This is a genomic window from Mesorhizobium sp. WSM1497 (assembly GCF_001672455.2).
Taxonomy (GTDB): domain Bacteria; phylum Pseudomonadota; class Alphaproteobacteria; order Rhizobiales; family Rhizobiaceae; genus Mesorhizobium; species Mesorhizobium ciceri.
The window spans coordinates 1,115,404-1,136,359 of record NZ_CP021070.1; the positions used below are offsets into that span (position 1 = coordinate 1,115,404).

17 protein-coding genes are annotated in these 20,956 nt (G+C 64.6%); 11 read left to right on the top strand and 6 right to left on the bottom strand.

The genetic code is table 11. The features are described from left to right. Positions 1-151: 151 nt before the first annotated feature. The 5 genes from A9K65_RS05475 to A9K65_RS05495 form a co-directional block, all read right to left on the bottom strand. Complete coding sequence (locus A9K65_RS05475; protein ID WP_013528917.1) at positions 152-613, bottom strand: MucR family transcriptional regulator; 462 nt, start codon at positions 611-613, stop codon at positions 152-154. Positions 614-829: 216 nt separating this feature from the next. Beyond that, entirely contained in the window at positions 830-1,549 is a 720-nt protein-coding gene (locus A9K65_RS05480; protein ID WP_063169511.1) for an ROK family protein, read from the bottom strand. Positions 1,550-1,562: 13 nt separating this feature from the next. Beyond that, positions 1,563-2,939: a glucose-6-phosphate dehydrogenase gene (gene zwf, locus A9K65_RS05485; protein ID WP_063169510.1), complete on the bottom strand. Its 1,377-nt coding sequence runs from the start codon at positions 2,937-2,939 to the stop codon at positions 1,563-1,565. Between the two features lie 22 nt (positions 2,940-2,961). Next, positions 2,962-3,975: a phosphogluconate dehydrogenase (NAD(+)-dependent, decarboxylating) gene (gene gnd, locus A9K65_RS05490; protein ID WP_013528920.1), complete on the bottom strand. Its 1,014-nt coding sequence runs from the start codon at positions 3,973-3,975 to the stop codon at positions 2,962-2,964. Between the two features lie 34 nt (positions 3,976-4,009). Continuing rightward, positions 4,010-6,442 carry a glucan 1,4-alpha-glucosidase gene (locus A9K65_RS05495; protein ID WP_064992599.1) on the bottom strand — a complete coding sequence of 811 codons (2,433 nt, stop codon included), beginning with the start codon at positions 6,440-6,442 and terminating at the stop codon, positions 4,010-4,012. A gap of 323 nt (positions 6,443-6,765) precedes the next feature. Between A9K65_RS05495 and A9K65_RS05500 the strand changes: the two genes are divergently transcribed. The 9 genes from A9K65_RS05500 to A9K65_RS05540 all read left to right on the top strand — a co-directional run bounded on the left by A9K65_RS05500 (position 6,766) and on the right by A9K65_RS05540 (position 17,703). Then, positions 6,766-8,046: a histidine kinase gene (locus A9K65_RS05500; RefSeq protein WP_064992598.1), complete on the top strand. Its 1,281-nt coding sequence runs from the start codon at positions 6,766-6,768 to the stop codon at positions 8,044-8,046. Then, complete coding sequence (locus tag A9K65_RS05505) at positions 8,046-8,768, top strand: response regulator transcription factor (RefSeq protein ID WP_027163049.1); 723 nt, start codon at positions 8,046-8,048, stop codon at positions 8,766-8,768. Before A9K65_RS05500 ends, A9K65_RS05505 begins: the two co-directional genes overlap by 1 nt. A 114-nt stretch (positions 8,769-8,882) precedes the next feature. Continuing rightward, positions 8,883-9,851, top strand: a complete 969-nt coding sequence (locus tag A9K65_RS05510) for a YihY/virulence factor BrkB family protein (RefSeq protein ID WP_245321986.1) — start codon at positions 8,883-8,885, stop codon at positions 9,849-9,851. Between the two features lie 195 nt (positions 9,852-10,046). After that, complete coding sequence (locus A9K65_RS05515) at positions 10,047-10,937, top strand: SMP-30/gluconolactonase/LRE family protein (RefSeq protein ID WP_064993001.1); 891 nt, start codon at positions 10,047-10,049, stop codon at positions 10,935-10,937. Between the two features lie 96 nt (positions 10,938-11,033). Further along, on the top strand, positions 11,034-12,047 hold the full coding sequence (locus A9K65_RS05520; RefSeq protein ID WP_013528926.1) for an ABC transporter substrate-binding protein: 1,014 nt from the start codon (positions 11,034-11,036) through the stop codon (positions 12,045-12,047). 49 nt (positions 12,048-12,096) lie between these two features. After that, positions 12,097-13,566 carry a sugar ABC transporter ATP-binding protein gene (locus A9K65_RS05525; protein WP_064992596.1) on the top strand — a complete coding sequence of 490 codons (1,470 nt, stop codon included), beginning with the start codon at positions 12,097-12,099 and terminating at the stop codon, positions 13,564-13,566. Between the two features lies 1 nt (position 13,567). Next, positions 13,568-14,548 carry an ABC transporter permease gene (locus A9K65_RS05530; RefSeq protein ID WP_064992595.1) on the top strand — a complete coding sequence of 327 codons (981 nt, stop codon included), beginning with the start codon at positions 13,568-13,570 and terminating at the stop codon, positions 14,546-14,548. A gap of 3 nt (positions 14,549-14,551) precedes the next feature. Further along, positions 14,552-15,499, top strand: a complete 948-nt coding sequence (locus A9K65_RS05535; protein ID WP_064992594.1) for an ABC transporter permease — start codon at positions 14,552-14,554, stop codon at positions 15,497-15,499. A gap of 137 nt (positions 15,500-15,636) precedes the next feature. Then, positions 15,637-17,703, top strand: a complete 2,067-nt coding sequence (locus tag A9K65_RS05540; RefSeq protein ID WP_064992593.1) for a 3-hydroxyacyl-CoA dehydrogenase NAD-binding domain-containing protein — start codon at positions 15,637-15,639, stop codon at positions 17,701-17,703. A gap of 5 nt (positions 17,704-17,708) precedes the next feature. Here A9K65_RS05540 and A9K65_RS05545 read toward each other — a convergent pair whose 3' ends face one another. Continuing rightward, on the bottom strand, positions 17,709-18,515 hold the full coding sequence (locus A9K65_RS05545) for a LuxR C-terminal-related transcriptional regulator (RefSeq protein WP_024504754.1): 807 nt from the start codon (positions 18,513-18,515) through the stop codon (positions 17,709-17,711). Between the two features lie 114 nt (positions 18,516-18,629). Between A9K65_RS05545 and A9K65_RS05550 the strand changes: the two genes are divergently transcribed. Beyond that, a complete protein-coding gene (locus tag A9K65_RS05550) occupies positions 18,630-19,766 on the top strand; it encodes an ABC transporter ATP-binding protein (protein ID WP_013528932.1) in 1,137 nt (378 codons plus the stop codon). Beyond that, complete coding sequence (locus A9K65_RS05555) at positions 19,747-20,910, top strand: spermidine/putrescine ABC transporter substrate-binding protein (protein WP_063173327.1); 1,164 nt, start codon at positions 19,747-19,749, stop codon at positions 20,908-20,910. The genes A9K65_RS05550 and A9K65_RS05555 overlap by 20 nt, the downstream gene beginning before the upstream one ends. Positions 20,911-20,956: the final 46 nt, after the last annotated feature.

Consider the following 20,956-nt stretch of genomic DNA (forward strand, 5'->3'; position numbering starts at 1 on the left):
TCCGGACGGAAAACCGTTTCACACTTTTCCTGGAATTGCTCTAGGAACCCGTCCGGTCCATCCAAGCCATAAGAACATGAAGCCTGCCAAGGCGGATTCGCCGGCAGGCTTCTGTTCCAGTCGTCCTAACTGTTGGCTCAGGACTGAATGTTCAGGCCGAGGCCTTGGCCTTCCTGCCCTTGGCGGGCGCCTTGACGGGGGCGGCCTTGCGGCCGAGGCCGATCGACTTCGCCAGCAGCGAACGCGAGGCCGCGTAGTTGGGAGCGACCATCGGATAGTCCGACGGCAAGCCCCATTTGGCGCGATAGGCGTCCGGCGTCAGGCCGAAATGCACACCGATGTGACGCTTCAGCGATTTGAACTTCTTGCCGTCTTCGAGGCAGATGATGAAATCGGGCGTCACCGACTTCTTGGGATTGACCGCCGGGACCAGCGGGGCAGCCACCGGGACCGCAGGCTTGCCGAGCCCGCTTATCGACGCGCTGACGCTGGCGATGAGGTCGGCCAGGCCGGAGGCAGGCAAGCGGTTCTTCTCGACGTAAGCGGACACGATGTGGGCGGTCAGCTCGAGCAGATCGATGTCTTTACGGGCACTGTTGCTATCGTCGGTCACTCTATTTCTCCGTCTACAGCGAATGACCTGAAAATCGGATTCGACTTCCGGAAAGGATCATGCGCGAAATCAAAATGCTATGGCGTCCTTCGTGCGTCCACGGGACGAATTGGCGTTGTTGTAGCGCGGAATTCCTAGTCGGCAAATCTGCGTATTGCAACGACTTGATGGCAGGTCACACGTTATTTTGAACAACTATATTAAACAATAACAGTATCAGACTATCAGCGCCTTGTCGCGCCACAAACGAAACCCGCCTTCGAAGGCGCGTGTGTTGTCGCCGCGCCTGGAGTCGGCGGGCAATTCATCGAGCTTGTCGACGTTGCCGCCGCCAATGACGACATAGTCAGGCTGCATGGCGGCACGGAGCCGGTCGACGACGTCGAAGACGTATTTGCGCCATTTCTTCTTGCCGCGCTTTTCCAGGCCGCGTTCGCCGACATAATCCTCGAAGCTCTTGCCCTTCTTGTAGGGCAGATGCGCGAGTTCCATCGGTTGGGCGACGTTGTCGGCAATCATCGCCGCACCGAGCCCGGTGCCGAGCCCGAGGAACAGCATGCGCCCGCCCTCGTAGCTGCCGATGGCCTGCATCAGCGCGTCATTGACCACTTTCACCGGTTTGCCGAACGCGCCCGCAAAGTCGAATCCAGCCCAGCCCTTGCCGAGATTGGCGGGGTCGGCGAGCGGCCTGTTGTGGTTGACCGGACCGGGATAGCCCATCGAGACGACGTCGTAGGACAGGCCTTCGGCGAGCTTCTTCACGGTATCGATCATCTGTTGCGGCGTCAGCCCCGGCCCCGAATCGGCGCGGCGCTCCGCGCCGCCGGCGCTGGTGAGGATCTTGACGTGCGAGCCGCCGATGTCGATCGTGAGCACGATCTTCTCAGTATCCGGCGTCTCGGTGCCCGATGCTGGTTGCTTCACTGCCTTGGCCATCGCGTGGTTCCTCTCACTTCACCGGATCGATCCAGCCATTGGGTGGTCCGAACCCGGCCATGACGTCCGCCGGTCCCCATGTCAGCGGCTCGTAGAGGTGCGGCGGCGTGGTGTCGCCAAGCACCGGGCCGACGATGCGCCAGGCCAGTTCGCTGGCGTCCTGGCGGGTGAACAGCTGGCCGTTGCCGTTCATGGCGTCGCCTATCAAGCGCTCATAGGGCGGCATGTCGCCCTTCGAGTCGTCGAGCGCCGTCAGTTCGACCTGCTCGCCGATCATGTCGTCGCCCGGCGCCTTGCGCTGTGCTCCGATGGCGATCACCACCTGTGGGTCGATGCGGAAGCGGACGTAGTTCTGGTCGGCGGGCTTGATCGGATCGAAGACATCGAGCGGCGGCCGCTTCAGCCGCACCACCACTTCGGTGACATGCACCGGCATGTTCTTGCCGGCGCGGATGAAAAACGGCACGTCCTGCCAGCGCCAGGTGTCGACGAAGAAACGCACCGCCGCGAAGGTCTCGACGGGCGAGTTCGGCGCCACGCCGGGTTCAGTGAGATAGCCGGTGAACTGGCCGCGCACGACATCGTCTTTGGTCAGCGTCCTGATCGCGCGCAGCACCTGCACCTTCTCGTCGATCAGATCGTCGGCGGAGCGGCCGACAGGCGGCTCCATGGCAAGCAGCAACAGGATGTTGAGCAGATGGTTCTCGATGACGTCCCTGATGCAGCCGACATCGTCATAGAAGCGGCCACGTCCCTCGACGCCGAAATCCTCGGCCATGGTGATCTGCACGCTCTCGACGTAATTGCGGTTCCAGATCGGCTCGAGGAGGGAATTGGCGAAGCGGAAATAGAGCAGGTTCTGGATCGCTTCCTTGCCCAGGTAGTGGTCGATGCGGAAGATCGACTGCTCGTCGAACACCAGATGCAGGACCCGGTTCAGCCAGCGCGCCGATTGCAGATCGTGACCGAAGGGCTTTTCCACCATCAGCCGCGCGCCATGCGCCGTGCCCGACTGCTCCAGCCCCTGGACGACGGTCTCGAACATGGTCGGCGGCACCGCCATGTAATGCAGCGGTCGCTGTGCGGTGCCGAGCGCGCTCTTCAGTTTCTCGAACGTCGCTCCGTCACGGTAGTCGCCGCTGACGTAGCGCAGCAGCGAGGCAAATTTGGCGAAGGCTTTTTCGTCGATCTTGCCGAGCGCATTGACGATGCCGTCACGCGCGCGCGCCTGCAATTGCTTGAGGTCCCAGGCATCGAAGGCGACGCCGATCACCGGTTCGGTAAGCGTGCCCTTGGCGACCATCTGGTAAAGGGCTGGAAATATCTTCTTGTGGGCGAGGTCGCCGGTGGCCCCGAAGAGCACCAGCGTGTCGGACCGTTCCTGGCTCATGCGCGTGTCTCCCCCGCTGTCCTCACTTGCCGGCCTTCGGCTTCTCGACATGGCCGCCAAAGGCATAGCGCATGGCGGAGAGCAGCTTGTCGGCGAATTCGGATTCGCCCTGCGAGGAGAAGCGGTCGAACAGCGCCGAGGACAGCACCGGAGCCGGCACGCCGGTGTCGATCGCCGCCTTCAGCGTCCAGCGGCCTTCGCCGGAATCCGAAACGCGGCCGCCGAAATTCACCAGGCCCGGATCGCTTTTCAAGGCGCCGGCCGTCAGGTCGAGCAGCCAGGAGCCGATAACGCTGCCATGCCGCCAGACCTCGGCCACCTGGGGAAGGTCGATGTCGAACTGATAGTATTGCGGGTTTTCCAGCGGGCTGGTCTCGGCGTCCGCCGTCCGTTGCCGCTTGCCTGCATTGGCCGATTTCAGGATGTTCATGCCTTCGGCATAGGCGGCCATGACGCCATACTCGATGCCGTTGTGCACCATCTTGACGAAGTGGCCGGCGCCGCTCGGTCCGCAATGCAGGTAGCCGAAGGGCGCGGTCCCGGCATCCCTGGACGGATTGGAGCCGGCATCGGCGCCCGGTGCCAGCGTGGCGAAGATCGAATCGAGGTGCTGCACCGCCACGTCGGGACCGCCGATCATCAGGCAGTAGCCACGCTCCAGGCCCCAGACGCCGCCGCTGGTGCCGACATCGACAAGATGGATGCCCTTGCCGGCCAGTTTCGCGGCCTGGTCGACGGCGTCGTGATAATAGGAATTGCCGCCGTCGATGACGATGTCGCCGGGCTCCATCAGGGCCGCCACCTGGTCGATGATCCTGCCGGTGATCGCCGCCGGCAGCATCAGCCACACACAGCGCGGCTTGGCCAGCTTGCCGATGAATTCTTCCATCGAGGCCGCCCCTGCCGCGCCGTCGGTCACCAGGGCCGCGACGCTGGCCGGGTTGATGTCGTAGACGACGCATTCGTGGCCGTCGCGCATCAGGCGCCGGACCATGTTGGCGCCCATCCGGCCCAGTCCCATCATTCCGATCTGCATGGTTTCGTCCCTGTTTTCTAGGAGATTTGCGGGGTTATCGAGGGAAGGTCTGCTGGCTGTCCTGGTCGCCTGAGATGACGGAGAAGTCGACATTCTCCCAATCGCCGGCCCCGGGCCAGAAAAAAGTGAAGGTCAGCGTGCTTCCCTTGGGAAGGCTTGCCACGGGCAGATCGGCAAGATGGATGCCGAAATCGTTCTCCACCGTCTGGCTGTCGTGGGCGGTCGCCCAGTTGTCGGTGCTCCAATGGACTGTAGCCGGGGCCAACAGTTCGACGCGCAACGTCTTGCCGGCCGGGACCGTGCGGATCTTGTTGTTGAACCGCCATGTCCTGAACGGCGATACGGTCTTGTCCTCGATATAGCGCTTGACGCCTTGCGGGGGCATGTCGAAGACCGCGCCGTCGCGCAGCGAGCGCAACAGCTTGATATGCTCCGAATGCGCCCAGACCAGCGGCATGGCGCTGCCCGAGGGGCGGCCGTGCAGCAGTTCGCGCTCCGGCATATCGGCGCCGTCCCAGACCTGCTCCGGCAACAGGCCGCCCGGTCCGGCCGAGCCTTCCAGCGCTGCCAGCAGGCTGGCTGCCTTTTCCCTGCGCCCGGCCGCCAGCTCATAGTGGGCGCGTTCGCCGGCCAGCAGCGGCCAGGGGCGACCTTGGCCGCTGCCGTCGAAAGGTGCGCCATCTTCATGCTCGCCATAGCCGTCGCCGTTGTAGCGGTACCAGAGCGGCCCTTGCGGCAGATCGCAGCGCAATTGCGCGTCGATGACCTTGACCGTGTCTGTCATGCGCGGGTCGTCGGCCGCCCGCAGACCGAAGCGGACAAGTGCAAGCGCATCCGGACTGACGATTTGCTCGGCCGGCCGGTTGGTGTCGCCGGGCGGCCGGTTCTTGATCGGGACATAGCCGTCCTTCGGCGAACCGGCCGAGGCGCTGTCGGGTGGTGCTATGCGGACATAGTAGCCTTCGACGCCGACTTGACCGCAGATCGCCGTGCCGGTGACGTAGGTCCAGCGCTCGACCTGGTCGTTCCAGACGTCTGATGTCTCGCGCAGATAGGTCGCCGCGTCCGGCTTGCCACAGGCGTCGAGCAGGTCGGCTGCGGCAAGCAGTGCGGCGATTTCGACGGCGAGCGTGAACGGGCTGTAGCCGGCATCCTCTTCCCAGCGGTCCTCGCCGGTGACCGGCCCGTTGCGCACGACGAAGCCGGCGGCGCGCTCGATCATCGGCAGAAAGACTGCGAGCCTGGCGTGCGGCAAATGGCCGGCGCGGTGCAAAGCTTCGGCCAGCAGAAGCGGAAAGGCGCATTCGTCCATCTGGATGCCGGGCCAATAGGCCGATCCGTCGAGCCAGGCGTTCTGCGGCCAGTGGCCGTCCGGCTGCTGGATGGAGCCGAGATAGTCGAGGATTTGCAACGCCGAGGCGGCGTCGCCGGCAGCAAGAAAGCCGCCGGCCGTCTCGACCAGATCGCGCGGCCAGACCAGATGGTAGCCGCCGAGGTCGTCGTCGCCCTTGTCGAAGCCCCACGGGATCGACAGGCTGGCGACCGCGGCGCCCGGTGTGGCGATCGACCGGTGCGTCGCCAGTACCGCCGTCGAGACGCGATAGAAGTTGGTCCCGGGCACCGCGTGCCCGTCGAGCGGCAGCAGGCCCTTTTGCCAGTTGCGCCAGTTCTGGAGGTAGGATTTCGCCGCGGGTTCAAAACCCTGCTTCAGGCTGGCGAAAGCATGTTCCGCGGCCTCCTCGGGCGTCGCGCCAAATCCCAGCGCCAGCAAAGCCTTGGTCCTGGCCGCGGAAAAGCCGATCTCGCCGGTCAGCGCGACATTGCCGTCCTCGGCCCGCTGGTATGCAGCATCGAGCTCACCTGTGTTGTGCAGTTGCTGCCAACCGTCGGAAAAACCGACATAGCCGGCCGAACCGGTCCGCCAGGGCAGCGACGAGACCAGCGCCAGGCAGGACCCGCGCCCCGAGGCGAACAGCACGGGCTTTCCTTCGTGCTCGCCGACCCAGGCGGTGTTGCCCATGCCGGCATTGACCAGATGCGGCGCCAGAAGCGCGTAGACGCGATAATCGTCAGCGACGCCCCTCAGCGCCGTGAAGGTGATTTCCTGCAGCAGCGCCGGGCGCGCCGGATCGGCGAGGATGCGCTTTTCGATCCGCCAGGCGCCGTCGTTCGCCGTGTTGACCAGCCGGTAGGCGGGTACGCCGTTCTCGAACGGTTCGATGCTGTGCGTGGCAGCGCGCTTCTCTTCCGAGAAATAGCCGGCGGCGCCGGTGACGATCAGGCCGAGGTCGCGGGTGCAGGCACTGTCGACGCGCGAATAGTAGATTTCGTTGAGGATGCCGTGGCTGATCGTGAACCAGATCCGGCCGGCCGGCGAAAGCGACGTTCCGACGCCGCTCTTGGCGCTTGACGTCCAGCGCGCCGGAATTCCCGGGGCGCCCGGAGCAACGTTTGGCGTCACTGGCATTCTGTTTCGGTCTCCTGGCCTCCTCCCTAGACCATGACGCGAACCCTTTACAATCATTGCACCGCAAGTTGATCGGCGCCGACGGCAGGGCAACGAACTAGGGCTAACGGGTTTCTTCGGAGCTTTCGTCTGCGCTGACGGAGCAGCAAATGAAAAACCCGCCAGTGCGGCGGGTCACCGGCGCAAATCAGCACCATGGACGAAAATGTACCATAGCTGAGCTCACCGAGTCAAGAAAAAATTCCTATGACCAAAGGCACCGTCGTTGACAGCGGCGGCGGCATGCGTCCACTATTTCCCGGCACGGGAGGATCGTGAAAGCAATGGCGGAAGTGTCCCTGGTCCTGATCGACCGGCTGCTGGCGATATCGCGGGCGCTTGCCGGCCATATCGATCCCGGCACGGCGTTCCGCGCGACAGCCATCGAGATCGGCTCGCTCATCCCGCACGACCACATGGATCTGGCGGTGCTGTCGCATGATGGGCGCCGGCACGCCTGTTACGAAGCCGGCTTCCACACCAGCTGGAGCGAGCTTGCCCAGCATCCGCTGCCGACCGAAGTCAGCCCGATCCGCTCGGTGCTGTGGGGCGAAGTCCCCTATCTGCTCGCCGACGACGCGCTGAGCGACGAGCGGTTCCATTTCGCCACCGCTATCGATGGTCCGATCTTCGCCGCCAGGCTGCGCAGCCGCATCGTCGTGCCGCTCAGGGCGCGCGGCGGCATCATCGGCGCGCTCAACATCAGCCGGCACGAGGTCGACTGCTACACGCTTGCCGACGTCGCGGTCGCCCAACAATGCGCCGACCTGATCGCGCCCTACATCTTCGCGCTGATCCAGACCGAGGAGGCGCGCCGCGCCATGCTGGCCGAGAGCGAGGCGCGAAACCGCGTCGAGCTGCTGCGCGTCGGCGCCTCGCAATTGACCGAAGGCATGGAGCGCGAACGCCGGCGCATGGCCATGGACCTGCACGACCAGACGCTTGCCGATCTCGCCCGGATCGCGCGCCAGCTCTCGGCCCTTCGCGGCCAGGGCGTGGCGCGGGCAGCACAGCTTGCCGATCTCGAAAAGGAGGTCGCCGGCTGCCTGACGGAACTGCGCCACATCGTCGACGACATGCGGCCGAGCGTGCTTGAACTGTTCGGCCTGCGCGATGCGGTCGAGGCGCATCTCAACCGCAGCGTCGCCAGGGCCAAGCCGCCGATCGCCGTGCGCATCGCCGACACCAGCGACGGCGGCGCCGACAGCCTGTCGGAGCCAGTGCGGACGGCGCTCTACCGGATCGTGCAGGAAGCGATCAACAATGCCGTTCGCCATGCCGCGCCGCACCGCATCGACGTGCTGCTGGCGTCGACCGCGAGCGTGCTGCGGGTGATCGTCACGGATGACGGCCAGGGCTGCGGCGCCGTTGACCCGGCCGCGTATGGCGGCATCGGCCATATGCACACGCGGGCAGCCCTTATCGGGGCGCGGCTGCGCATCGGCCAGGCCGGCCGCAAGAACGGCGGCACCCGTGTCGTCGTCGAGATCGACCGCCAGCCATTACGGGAACTGGCGGCGGCTGCAACAATGCCTGGCGAACTCGCCGTATCGGAGGCCATGTGATGCTTGTGATGATCGCCGAGAATGACGGGCTGCACCGTAGCTTCGCGCGGCGGACGGTGGAGCAATTGTGGCCCGGTGACGTCGAGGTGATCGAAGCGAGCGACGGCGAGGACGCCATCAACCTGGCGACTGAGCGGGAGCCACTGCATGTCGTGCTCGATTTGCAGATGCCGAAGGCGACGGGAATCGAAGTTGCCAGGGCGATCTGGAACCGCCGCGCCGGCACGCACATCCTGTTCTGGTCGAATTTCGCCGACGAAGCCTATGTGCGCGGCGTGGCGCGCATCGTCCCGCCCGGCTCTGTCTACGGTTATGTGCTGAAATCGGCAACGGAGGAAGGCATGCGGTCCGCCCTGCGCGGGGTTTTCCGCGAAGGCCACTGCATCATCGACCGCGAGATCCGCGGCATCCAGCATCGCGTTCAGGACAAGTTCGAGGGCATCACCGACGGCGAATATGAAAGCCTGATCGACATCGCGCTCGGCCTGACCGACCGGGCGATCGCGGCACGTCGCGGCCTGTCGATCCGTGGTGCGCAGAGCCGCATCAAGCACTGCTACGACAAGCTCGGCATCGTGCCGGCGGAGGACGGCACCGGCGATGCTTCCGTGTTCAACTCGCGGACGCGGGCGATCTATCTCGCCATGGCGCGCGGCCTGATCAACATCGACGCACTGCGCCGCGAACAGGACCGGCTCGACGCCTGGCTGGCGGAGCACTGAAACAGCGGCGGCCACAAGCCGGAACATCGGAAGGTCCGGCGCATTGCTAGTGAACGCCAACTCAACGCCTGCGGATCCGAAGTGCGACCCTCATTTGCAGATTCATGGCACCTGGTGCGCGAAAGCGTCGTCGGTTTCATCGACGACAATGCGCTCAGCCATGGTGCGGCGATGGCCTTTTATGCCGCCACCTCGCTGGCGCCGATCTTGCTGATCGTGGTTGCGATTGCTGGTCTCGTCTTCGGCCACGATGCCGCACAATTGGCCTTGTCCGCGCAGATATCAGGGCTGATGGGACCGGAAAGCGCCGATCTCCTCAAGACTGCGCTGGAAAGTGCATCCGGCAGGCTGTACGGCACCTGGGCCGCGATCATAGGGCTGGTCACCTTGCTGGTAGCCGCGTCTGGCGTCTTCGGCGAAATGCAGCAGTCGTTGAACACAATCTGGAAGATCGAACCGCAAGGCAATTCCCTGTCGCGTCTGGTGAGGGCACGGGCCGCCAGTCTGGGGTTGGTGGCCGCACTCGGGTTCCTGTTGCTGGTCTCTCTCATCGCAAGCGCCGCGATTTCGGCACTGGGCGCTTTCATCAACGCCCATCTGCCGTTCGGAACGATCATACTCAGCGGGATCAACGGCGTCGTTTCGTTTGTGCTTATCGCCGTGATGTTTGCCGCCATTTACAAGGTTTTGCCCGATCGAACCCTGGAATGGCGCGATGTGGCAATTGGCGCTGTCGGAACCGCGGCCCTGTTCACATTGGGAAAATCGCTTATCGGCTGGTATATCGGCACCAGCGCGATTGCGTCGTCGTATGGCGCCGCCGGCGGACTGCTCGTGATTTTGCTCTGGGTTTACTACTCGTCGGAGATTTTCCTCCTCGGCGCCGAGTTCACGCGCGCCTATTCCGTTCGCCACGGCAGCCGGTCCGATCTGAAGAGGTTGGTTCACAGCCCTCTGCCCGCGCAGCACGGCTCATTTCGCGCAGGGCAAAAATCCAACTCTGCCGGCGTTGTCGTGCTCGTGGCGGTGGCGTGCGCGAGCGCAACCTTGACCGCGCTTTTGCGAAGTGTTCGCCGGCCCTGATCTGACGTCGCCGGTATTCTACGCTCGATAGGCACGGGCGACTGTGCAAATGCACAGTCGCCCGTGCGCTTTGACCCGTATCGGCTCGTCGGGACCGCGCCTACGCTCTGCCCCAACAAGAAGACTGTATCGGGAAGCGCTCATGCCATTCGTCACCATGCGGAGTAGCACGGCTGTTCGCGCCGGGAGCCGATGATGTCGGTGCCGGCGCGTGCGCGTCATTCCGGTTTCGACGATGTCGTCGGCGATGCGCCGATCGAAACGCTGGCGAGCGGCTTCGGCTTCCTCGAAGGGCCGGTCTGGCATCCCTATGAGAAATGGCTGGTCTTCTCCGACATTCCGGAAAGCCGGATGTATCGCCGCAGTGCCGAGGGCGAGATCGAGCTGTTCCGCGAGCCGAGCCACAAGGCCAATGGCAACACGCTGGACCGCCAGGGGCGGCTGGTCACCTGCGAGCACGCAACAAGCCGCGTGACCCGCGCCGAGCCCAACGGCAGCGTGACCGTGATGGCCACGCATCATCAGGGCAAGCAGCTCAACAGCCCGAACGATATCGTCGTTGCCACCGGCGGATCGATCTACTTCACCGATCCGGGCTATGGCCGGAGGGAGTTCTATGGCGTGCCACGCCCGCAGGAGCTGCCGTTCCAGGGCGTCTACCGCATCGATGGCGACGGCGCCCGGCTGACATTGCTGGCCGACGATTTCGGGCAGCCGAACGGGCTGTGCTTTTCGCTGGACGAGTCGCGGCTGTTCATTAACGACACCGAACGCGGGCACATCAGGGTGTTCGGCGTCGAAGCCAATGGCGACCTCAATGGCGGCGCGGTGTGGGCAGTAACCGAGGGCGAGGGGCCGGGAGCGCCCGACGGCATGAAGATCGACAGCCGCGGCAATCTTTACTGCACCGGACCCGGCGGCATCCACATTTTCGACGCGTCGGGCACCATTCTTGGCGTCATCCGGACGCCCGAAGATTGCGCGAATTTCACCTTCGGCGACGACGATTTGCAAAGCCTCTACATTGCCGCGTCGACGTCGCTGTACCGGCTCAGGGTGCGCGTGCCGGGATTGAGACTGTTTTGAGCTCGCGACAATCCGTGCTCAAATCAGAGTTGGGAGTGAGGCCGGGGTCAAAGCCGGTGGGAATGCAGCAGTCAACACATCTGGGAGGATAACGACATGAAGAAACTGTTCGTTCTGGGCGCTCTGGCGGCAATGCTCGCTTCGGGCACGGCGCTGGCCGACACCAGTGGCAAGAAGATTGCTTTTTCCAACAATTATGCCGGCAATTCCTGGCGGCAGGCGATGCTCGACAGCTATGGCATCGTCACCAAGAAGGCGGTCGCCGACAAAGTGGTCGGCGCGGCCGACATCTTCACCACCGCCGACAAGGAGGTGCCGACGCAAGCGGCGCAGGTGCAGAACCTGATCCTGCAGGGCTATGACGCGATCGTCATCAACGCTGCCTCGCCGGATGCGCTCAACGGCGCCATCAAGCAGGCCTGCGATGCCGGCATCACCGTCGTCTCCTTCGATGGCACCGTGACCGAGCCTTGCGCCTACCGCGTCGTCGTCGACTTCAAGGACATGGGCAAGCAGGAAGTCGAGCAGATGGCCAAGTTCCAGCCCAAGGGCGGCAATCTGCTTGAAATCCGCGGCCTTGCCGGCACCTCGATCGATGATGCCATCCATGCCGGCATCCTCGAAGGCGTCGCCGCCCATCCCGAGTTCAAGATCGTCGGTTCGGTGACCGGCGACTGGGACCAGACGACGGCGCAAAAGGCGGTGGCGACCATCCTGCCGTCGCTGCCCGACATCGTCGGCGTCGTCGACCAGGGCGGCGACGGTTACGGCGCCGCACAGGCCTTCGCCGCCGCCGGCAAGCCGCGCCCAACCATCATCATGGGCAACCGCCAGGACGAGTTGCAGTGGTGGAAGGAGCAGAAGGACAAGGACGGCTACCAGACCTGGTCGGCATCGATCGCGCCCGGCGTGTCATCGCTCGCCTTCTGGGTGGCGCAGCAGGTGCTCGACGGCCGCACCGATATTCCGCACGACCTGCTGGTGCCGTATCTGGCCTTCACGCAGGACGATTTCGAGGCCGAGCTGCCAAAGATCCCCAAGGGCGGCGTCGCCAGCCACGAATACACGCAGGAAGACGCGATCGCGGCCATCAAAGCCAACATCAAGTGAATGTCGGCCAAGCGTTGCCGTCCGTATCGCCAAGCGAGTATCGTTGAGCATGCCCAGGGGTAACGCTGACATCATCAGACTGAACGGCGCCGAAAAGCATTTCGGCGCCGTTCGCGCGCTGGGTGGCGTGGATTTTCACGTCGGACCCGGCGAATGCGTCGGGCTCGTCGGCCACAATGGCGCCGGCAAATCGACGCTGATGCACATGGTGGCGGGCACGCTGGTGCCCGACAGCGGGCAGATCGGCGTGCATGGCGACACCGAGGACAACTACTCGGTGTCGCGGGCGCAGCAGCTCGGCATACGCTGCGTGTTCCAGGAGCTGTCGCTGTGCCCCAATCTCAGCGTCGCCGAGAACACACGCATCAACCACGCTTCGCTGCGTGGCTTCGGCTGGCGGCGCAAGGCGGCCGAGCTGATCGCCGCCAAGCTCGACGAGATCTTTCCGGGCCACAGCATCTCGGCGTCGGACATTGTCGGCGACCTGTCGATCGGCCGTCGCCAGATGGTCGAAGTGGCCCGCGCCTTCACCGTCACGCAGGATCGTCTCGACCTCGTCATCCTCGACGAGCCGACATCGTCGCTCGACGCGCATACGGCGGGCCAGTTGCTGGCCTTCGTGCGCCGCTTCGTCGCCGGCGGCAAAAGCTGCATCCTGATCTCGCATGTGCTGGGCGAGGTGCTGCGCAACGCCGACCGCATCGTGGTGATGCGCGACGGCAAGGTGGTTGTCGCCGATGCGGCGGATGCATTCGACCGCGACCGGCTGGTGACGGCGATGGGCGGCGCGGAGGCGCGCCAGAAGATCGCGGCGCAAATCGCTGCCGCCAAGCCCGCCGCCAGTCCGCTGAGGGTCCGGGCGCGGCCCGCCGCGCAAAAGGACGGCACCGATCTTGTCGCATGCGCCGGCGAGATCATCGGCCTTGCCGGGCTTGCCGGACATGGCCAGACAGACCTGCTGCTGGCGATCTTTAGCGGGGCATCGCGCGCCCGGGCCGGCATCGAGGTGACAGCGCCGGTGGCGCTGGTGGCTGGCGACCGCCAGTCGGACGGCATCTTTCCGCAATGGTCGATTGCTGAGAACATCGGCATCCGCTCGCTGGCGCGGCTGCGCAGCGGGCTGCTGATCTCGCCGCAGCGTGAGGCCGAGCTTGCTGCATTCTGGCAGAAGAAGATCGGCATCCGTACGCCTGATATGAACAACAACATTTTCTCGCTATCGGGCGGCAACCAGCAGAAGGCGCTGTTTGCGCGTGCGCTCGGCTCGGATGCACAGATCGTGCTGATGGACGACCCGATGCGCGGCGTCGACATCGGCACCAAGCTGGAGGTCTACGACCTCGTGCGCGAGGAGGCTGCCCGAGGCCGTACCTTCCTCTGGTACACCACGGAAACCGAAGAGCTCGACAATTGCGACCACATCTATGTCTTCAAGAACGGCCGCATCGTCGCCAATCTGCGTCGCGACGAGTTGACCGAAGAGAAGATCATCCAGTCCTCCTTCGGCGATGCGGCCTGAGATGACGGCCGCCAGCCTCGACACCGCTGCCAGGACTTCCGCCGAGCGTGGCGCGCTGGCCCGCGCCCGCCTGCTGCGAGGACTGCTGCCGGCGCTGTCGCTGGCGCTGGTGCTGCTCGCCATCGCCTGGCTCAACCCGCGCGCCATCAGCTATTTCGGCTTCAGCCTGATGCTGAACCTGGCGATCCCGATCGCGCTGGCGACGATCGCGCAGATGTTCGTCATTGCCGGAAACGAGCTCGACCTGTCGATCGGCACTTTCGTCGGCTTCGTCGGCTGTGTCACCGCGACCTGGCTGAAGGACGCGCCGCTGCTCGGCGCCGCCATCCTGCTCGGATCGATCGGCATCTATGCGCTGCTCGGGGCGCTGATCCATCTGCGCAATTTGCCGTCGATCGTGGTGACGCTCGGCATGAGCTTCGTCTGGCAGGGGCTGGCCATTCTCGTGCTGCCCAAGCCGGGCGGCAAGGCGCCGGACTGGCTGCTCGGGCTGATGGCGTTCAAGCCGCCTTTTGTGCCGTTCCCGATCATTGCGGCGCTGCTGATCGGCCTCATCGTCCATTTCGGCCTGATGCGCACCTCCTATGGCGTGATCCTGCGCGGCTCGGGCGGCAATCCGGCGGCACTCGGTCGCGCCGGCTGGTCGCTGCTCCGAACCAAGATCGTGCTGTTTGCGCTCGCCGGCCTGTTCGGCGTGCTGTCCGGCATGGCGCTGATCGGCATCACCACCTCGGCCGATGCCAATATCGGCAATGGCTACACGCTGCTGGCGATCGCCGGCGTAATCCTCGGCGGCGGCGAATTCGTCGGCGGCCGGGTGTCGCCGATCGGTGCGGTGATCGGCGCGCTGACGCTGGCGCTGGCCGCCTCGCCGCTGCTCACCTTCATGCACATCCCGCCCGACTGGCAGGTGGCCGCCAACGGCGCCATCCTGATCATCGTGCTGGCGGCGCGCGTGCTGATCAGCCGCAAGGAGAGGTGAGCGATGACATCGGTGAGATCGCTGCTTACCAAACCCTGGGTCTGGTCGTTCCTCGGCGCGCTGCTGGTGTGGCTGGCGACGATCGCCTTCACCGGCGGCTATGGCGGGGGTGGCATGGTGACGGCAGCCCTTTCGCTGGCGGTATTCACCGTCATTGTCGGCGTCGGCCAGATGTTCGTCATCACGCTGGGACCAGGCAATGTCGACCTGTCGCTGCCGGCCAATATCGGCCTTGCCAGCGCCGTCGCGATGAAGGTGATGGACGGCAACGATTCCATGATCGCGGTCGGGCTTTTGGCGGCACTTGCCTGCGGGGCGGCGATCGGCGCCGCCAACTACCTGCTGATCTGGGCGCTGCGCATCCCGCCGATCATCGCCACGCTATCGGCCAGCTTCATCATCCAGTCGATCGACATCAGCTATGGCCGCGGGCTGCAGATCAAGCCGCCGCCGGGCTTCGCCGATTTCGCCAACTGGCAGGTGCTGGGCATTCCGGTGCTGGCGATCCTCACGGTATTGTTCACCGTCGGCGCGGCCATCGCGCTGCAGCGTATGATCTATGGCCGCTCGGTGCTGGCGATCGGCCAGAACATTCGCGCGGCGTGGCTGGCCGGCGTCAATGTCGGCCGCATCCGCTTCCTCACCTACACGCTGTCGGGCGCGCTCGGCGGCATCGACGGCGCGCTGCTCGCCGGCTATTTCCGCGGCGCCAATGTCGACATCGGCAACGAATATCTGCTGGCCTCGATCGCCGTCGTCGTCATCGGCGGCACGTCGGTCGCCGGCGGCAAGGCCAATGTCCCCGGCGTCTGGGGCGCGGCTTTGTTCCTGGTGCTGCTTTTGACCATGCTCAACACGTTTGGGGTGAGCGCCGGGGTGCGGTTGCTGCTGACGGGGCTGATCATTGTCGGGGTGATCACGGCGGCGGGCGGGCAGAAGGCGCTGCGGTAGCCTCCGCCTTCGTCGTCCCAGACACCTTCAAGGCCTGTAATCATTGTGCCAGGCCGACATCCGGTTCCCTTCGACGTTATGGCGCTGTAAATCCCGTTCGCGTGGCCACGGCCGCTGAATAATGCTGGGAGGTTTGCGTGTCCGATTTTGTGAAGGTCAGCCGCGACGGCGACGTTGCCGTCGTCACCATCGACAATCCGCCGGTCAACGCGCTGAGCTTCCATGTCCGCGAACCGCTGATGCAGGCGCTGGTCGAATTGCGCGACGATGCGTCGGTTGCCGCCATCGTCATTGCATGCGCCGGCCGGACCTTTGTCGCCGGTGCCGACATCACCGAGTTCGGCAAGCCGATGCAGCAGCCCGAACTGCGCGCCATCGTGGCGACGCTGGAAACCATCGCCAAGCCGACGGTCGCAGCCATCCACGGCACCGCGCTCGGCGGCGGGCTGGAGCTGGCGCTGGGCTGCCATTTCCGTGTTGCCGATGCCGGCGCCAAGCTCGGCCTGCCGGAAGTCAAACTCGGCCTGCTGCCGGGTGGCGGTGGCACGGTACGGCTGCCGCGCCTTGTCGGCGCGGTGAAGGCGTTGAAGATGATCGTCTCAGGTGCGCCGATCGGCGCGACCGAGGCGCACGCCGCCGGTCTCGTCGATGCCGTCTTCGAAGGCGATCTGACCACGCATGCCGTGAACTTCGCTGGGGAAATCGCCCGCAAGGGTGGTCCCTTCACGCCGGTGCGCGATCGCAATGATGGTCTCAAGCAGACTGATCTCGCGGCGTTCGACGCCGGGGCTGCGGATCTTGCCAGGAAAGCGCGCGGCCTCGAGGCGCCGATCGCTTGTGCGCAGTCGGTGCGCAATGCCGTCACGCTGCCGTTCGATGCGGCACTGGCGGCAGAGCGTGCGCTGTTCGTCAAGCTGGTCGCCAGCGACCAATCGCGGGCGCAGCGCCATCTGTTCTTCGCCGAACGTGAGGCGGCAAAGCTTCCAGGAAAAGACGTCGTCAAGCGCAGGATCGCCCGCGTCGGCGTCATCGGCGCCGGTACGATGGGCGGCGGCATCGCCATGGCCTTCGCCAATGGCGGCTATTCCGTGATTTTGCTGGAAACCAGCCACGAGGCCCTGCAACGCGGCTTGGCGACCATCGACAGGAACTACTCGGTGTCCGTCACGCGCGGTTCGCTCAGCGAAGACGCCAAGCGGCAACGGCTCGCCCAGTTCAAGGGCTCCACCGACTATGCCGATCTCGCCGACTGCGACCTGATCGTCGAGGCGGTGTTCGAGGACATGGCGGTCAAGAAGGAAGTGTTCGGCAAGCTCGAAGCCGTGGCGAAGCCCGGCGCGATCCTGGCCACCAACACCTCCTATCTCGACATCAACGAAATCGCTGCCTCGACCTCGCGGCCGCAGGATGTGCTCGGCCTGCATTTCTTTTCGCCGGCCAATGTCATGAAGCTCTTGGAGATCGTGCGCGCCGAGAAGACCGCGCCCGATGCGCTGGCGACATCAGTCGACCTGGCGAGGCGGATCGGCAAGGTGGCCGTCGTGGTCGGCGTCTGCCAGGGCTTCGTCGGCAACCGCATGCTTGCCGCGCGGGGCTCGGAATCGGAAGCGCTTCTTCTGGAAGGCGCAACGCCCAGCCAGATCGACCAGGTGTTCACCGATTTCGGCTGGCCGATGGGGCCGTTCCAAATGGGCGATCTCGCCGGTCTCGATATTGGCTGGCGCAACCGCAAGGCACGCGGCCAGAAAGCCGTGATCGCCGACACGCTGTGCGAACAAGGACGTTTCGGCCAGAAGACCGGCCGGGGTTTTTACCTCTATGGGGCTGGCGCGCGCACGCCAGTGCCGGATCCCGAGGTTGAAGCGCTGATCCGCGACAAGGCCGCCGAGAACGGTATCGCACCGCGTGCGATCAGTGCGGAGGAAATCGTAGAGCGCACGCTTTACCCCCTGATCAACGAGGGCGCCAAGATCCTGGAGGAAGGCATAGCGGCCCGTGCGTCCGACATCGATGTCGTCTGGGTCAATGGCTACGGCTTTCCCATCGGCAAGGGCGGACCGATGTTCTGGGTTGGCCTTGAAGGTCCGGCCAGGATCATCGAGCGGCTCGAATACTGGCATCAACGGACGGGCAAGGATGTGTTCAAGCCGGCGCCGTTGCTGAAGCGGATGGCCGAGACCGGGTCGTGGGAAGCCGGCGGTTAGAGAGCCTACCGGATCCGTGCATCGATGATCTCGACGAAGCGCGCGAACAGGCCGGCCTGCGACTTGATCTTGAGCTTGCGGTAGATGTTGCGGCGATGGACCTTCACGGTTCCCGGCACGATGCGCATGGCGCGGGCGATCGACTCCGTCGAATGCCCCTGCAACACCAGGTCGACGACATGCTTTTCGCGCGGCGTCAGCGACAGGCTCTGCCAGATATGGGCGCGGTCGAATTCGTTGACCATAGCGGCCGTCTCGTCCTGCTTCGCTTCCGCCGTTTCGTCGGCCGGAAGAGCAGGCCAGCGCAACCTGATGAAGCTGATCACCGCGGGAGCCATGTCGCGCAGCAATCTGGCATCGGCGGTGCCGAAAGGGCCTGAAGCGCGCAGCCGCATCAGCGACAACACCAGCGCATCCTTGCCCGGCAGCGGCACGAAGAAGCCGACCTCCTCGGCCAGCCTGGTCTGGCTGTAATAGGAGCGGAAATACTCGCTGGCATAGAAACGGTCCGGCGCCAGCTCGCGCATGCGCCAGAACCCTTCCTTGCGCTCGACCGCAGCGTGATGGAACGGATCGAGCAGATACGGCCCTTCCTGATAGAGCGCGACGAACACATGGCTCTCGGTGGGCGAGAAGGTCTCGAACAGCAGCGGCGGGCGCGAGGCGCCGCGATAGCCGAAGATCACGCAGTGGTCGAATCTAACGTGCTGCCGCAGCCACTCGACCAGCGCCTGGCCAAAGAGATCGCCGCTGGTCTCCCGCGTCGTCGCGACGAGCGTGGCGAGCCGGCTGTATTCGTCGCTGCGGGACAATACATACCCCCTTAAACGAGAAAATAGATCAGATATACCACCTGAGAGGTATATACTAGCCGCCATTGGCTCTGGTAGCGTTCCGATATTGCCCTGTTGCTGGAGCCATCAGCCTTGACCGCAGTGCCCGACATCGAGTTTCGCGGCGTCACCAAGCGCTATGGCGCGGTGACCGCGGTCAGCGGCATCGATCTCGCTGTCCCGCCCTCCGCCTTTGTCGCGCTGCTCGGTCCCTCCGGCTGCGGCAAGACCACCTGCCTGCGCATGATCGGCGGCTTCGAACAGCCGAGCGAAGGCCAGGTGTTCATTCGCGGCCAGGACATGGCCGGCACGCCGCCCTACCGGCGGCCGGTCAACATGGTGTTCCAGCAATACGCGCTGTTTCCGCATCTCGATGTCGAGGACAATGTCGCCTACGGGCTGCGCCAGGCGCGGCCAAGGCTGTCTTCGCGCGAGATCGCCTCAAGAGCGGGCGAGGCGCTCGAAATGGTGCGGCTCGCCGGCTATGGCCGCCGCAAGATCCACGAACTGTCGGGCGGCCAGCAGCAGCGTGTGGCGCTTGCCCGCGCCCTGGTCAACAAGCCGGCGGTGCTCTTGCTCGATGAGCCGCTGGCGGCGCTCGACAAGAAGCTGCGCACCGACATGCAGATCGAGCTGCAGAACCTGCAGCGCGAGATCGGCATCACCTTCGTGCTGGTCACCCACGACCAGGAGGAAGCGCTGTCGATGAGCGATTTCGTCTGCGTCATGAATGGCGGCCGCATCGTCCAGCTCGGGCAGCCGAGCGAGATCTATGACGAACCGGCCGACCTGTTTGTTGCCGATTTCGTCGGCAAGACCAATCTCTTGAGCGGTACTGTCGCCGGGCATTCGGGCGATCTGGTGGAGGTGGCGCTTGCCGACGGCACCGTCATTGCGGCGCGCAAACGGACCGCCCTGCAGCAGGGCGAGGTCGTTTCGGTCAGCCTGCGTCCTGAATCGCTCAGTCTCGGCGCCCAGGCAAGCGGCCCATTCAAGGGCATCGTCCGCAACCGGATATTCCTGGGCTCGACGGCGGAATACGCGATCGAGGTCAAGGGCATCGGAACGCTGCTGGCCAAAGCCGATCACCTGATCGGTCACGGCAATCTCTTCAAGCCGGGTGAACCCGTCGCCATCGGCTTTGCCTCCGGAACGCCGCTGGCGTTTGCGGAGACCAAGAACAACGGGGCCAACCAGAGGGTAGATAAACATGTCGAAATCATATCGTGACGGACTGCCGATAAGCCCCGAGAATTTCGTCGACCAGCTGATGCGTTTGAAGCGCGGCTCGATCGGCCGCCGCGACTTCCTCGGCCTCACTGGCCTTGGCATTGCCACGGCGGTGATGGCGCGCGAGATCGGCATCATGCCGACACCGGCCTTTGCCGCGGAAGGCCTTGGCGATCGCATGTCGATCGCCACCTGGCCGAACTATCATGACCCGGCGACCTTCGAGAACTTCAAGAAGGACACCGGCGTCGCCGTCGAGGTCAACGTGTTCGGCTCCAATGAGGAGATGCTGGCCAAGCTGCAGGCCGGGGCCTCGGGCTGGAGCCTGTTCGTGCCGACCAATTACACGATCTCGACCTACAAGAAGCTCGGCATCATCGAGCCGCTGGAGATGGCGAAGCTGCCGAATTTCGACGGCTCGCAAGAGGATCCGCGCTTCACCTCGGAGGGCACGATCGATGGGACGATCTACGCCGTGCCGAAGAACTGGGGCACCACCGGCTTTGCCGTCAACACCAAGAAGCTGACCAAGCCGATGACGAGCTGGAAGGAGTTCTGGGACACCGCCATGGCCGAAGGCGACAGCCGCACCATGGTGCATGACTACCAGCTGACCACGATCGGCAATGCACTGAAATATTACGGCTACTCGTTCAATTCGCTCAAGCAGGACGAACTGGCCAAGGCGGAGGAACTGCTGCTGAAGGTCAAGCCGCATCTGTTCGCGGTCTCCTCCGACTACCAGCCGGGGATGCGCGCCGGCGACGCGTGGATGACCATGTGCTGGACGAATGACGGCGCGCAGCTGCATCGCGACATTCCCGAGATCGCCTATGTGCTGGGCAAGGAAGGCGGCGAGATCTGGACCGATTTCTATGCCATTCCGAAAGACGCGCCGAACAAGCCCGCCGGTTACGCGCTGCTCAACTACCTGATGAATCCGCAGGTGGCGGTGAAGGAGCATTTGGCCAATGGTGCGCCGTCGACCGATGCGCGCGTCAACAAGCTGCTGCCCAAGGAGGTGCTCGACAACCCGATCCTCTATCCGGCAGCCGACCTGTTGACGCCGCTGGAATTCGGCGCGGCGGCAACGTTGACCGACCCCGGCCGTGCCGAACTGATGGCGCGCTTCAAGTCGGCCTGAGCCAGGCGGCCTCAAATTCGACTCAGATAATTTGACCGGCGGGTTT

Excerpts from the sequence above, each read along its gene's own strand:
- A9K65_RS05480 (WP_063169511.1), bottom strand. The coding sequence starts at position 1,549 with ATGGCCAAGGCAGTGAAGCAACCAGCATCGGGCACCGAGACGCCGGAT.
- zwf (WP_063169510.1), bottom strand. The coding sequence starts at position 2,939 with ATGAGCCAGGAACGGTCCGACACGCTGGTGCTCTTCGGGGCCACCGGC.
- gnd (WP_013528920.1), bottom strand. The coding sequence starts at position 3,975 with ATGCAGATCGGAATGATGGGACTGGGCCGGATGGGCGCCAACATGGTC.
- A9K65_RS05495 (WP_064992599.1), bottom strand. The coding sequence starts at position 6,442 with ATGCCAGTGACGCCAAACGTTGCTCCGGGCGCCCCGGGAATTCCGGCG.
- A9K65_RS05500 (WP_064992598.1), top strand. The coding sequence starts at position 6,766 with ATGGCGGAAGTGTCCCTGGTCCTGATCGACCGGCTGCTGGCGATATCG.
- A9K65_RS05505 (WP_027163049.1), top strand. The coding sequence starts at position 8,046 with ATGCTTGTGATGATCGCCGAGAATGACGGGCTGCACCGTAGCTTCGCG.
- A9K65_RS05515 (WP_064993001.1), top strand. The coding sequence starts at position 10,047 with ATGTCGGTGCCGGCGCGTGCGCGTCATTCCGGTTTCGACGATGTCGTC.
- A9K65_RS05520 (WP_013528926.1), top strand. The coding sequence starts at position 11,034 with ATGAAGAAACTGTTCGTTCTGGGCGCTCTGGCGGCAATGCTCGCTTCG.
- A9K65_RS05525 (WP_064992596.1), top strand. The coding sequence starts at position 12,097 with ATGCCCAGGGGTAACGCTGACATCATCAGACTGAACGGCGCCGAAAAG.
- A9K65_RS05530 (WP_064992595.1), top strand. The coding sequence starts at position 13,568 with ATGACGGCCGCCAGCCTCGACACCGCTGCCAGGACTTCCGCCGAGCGT.
- A9K65_RS05535 (WP_064992594.1), top strand. The coding sequence starts at position 14,552 with ATGACATCGGTGAGATCGCTGCTTACCAAACCCTGGGTCTGGTCGTTC.
- A9K65_RS05555 (WP_063173327.1), top strand. The coding sequence starts at position 19,747 with ATGTCGAAATCATATCGTGACGGACTGCCGATAAGCCCCGAGAATTTC.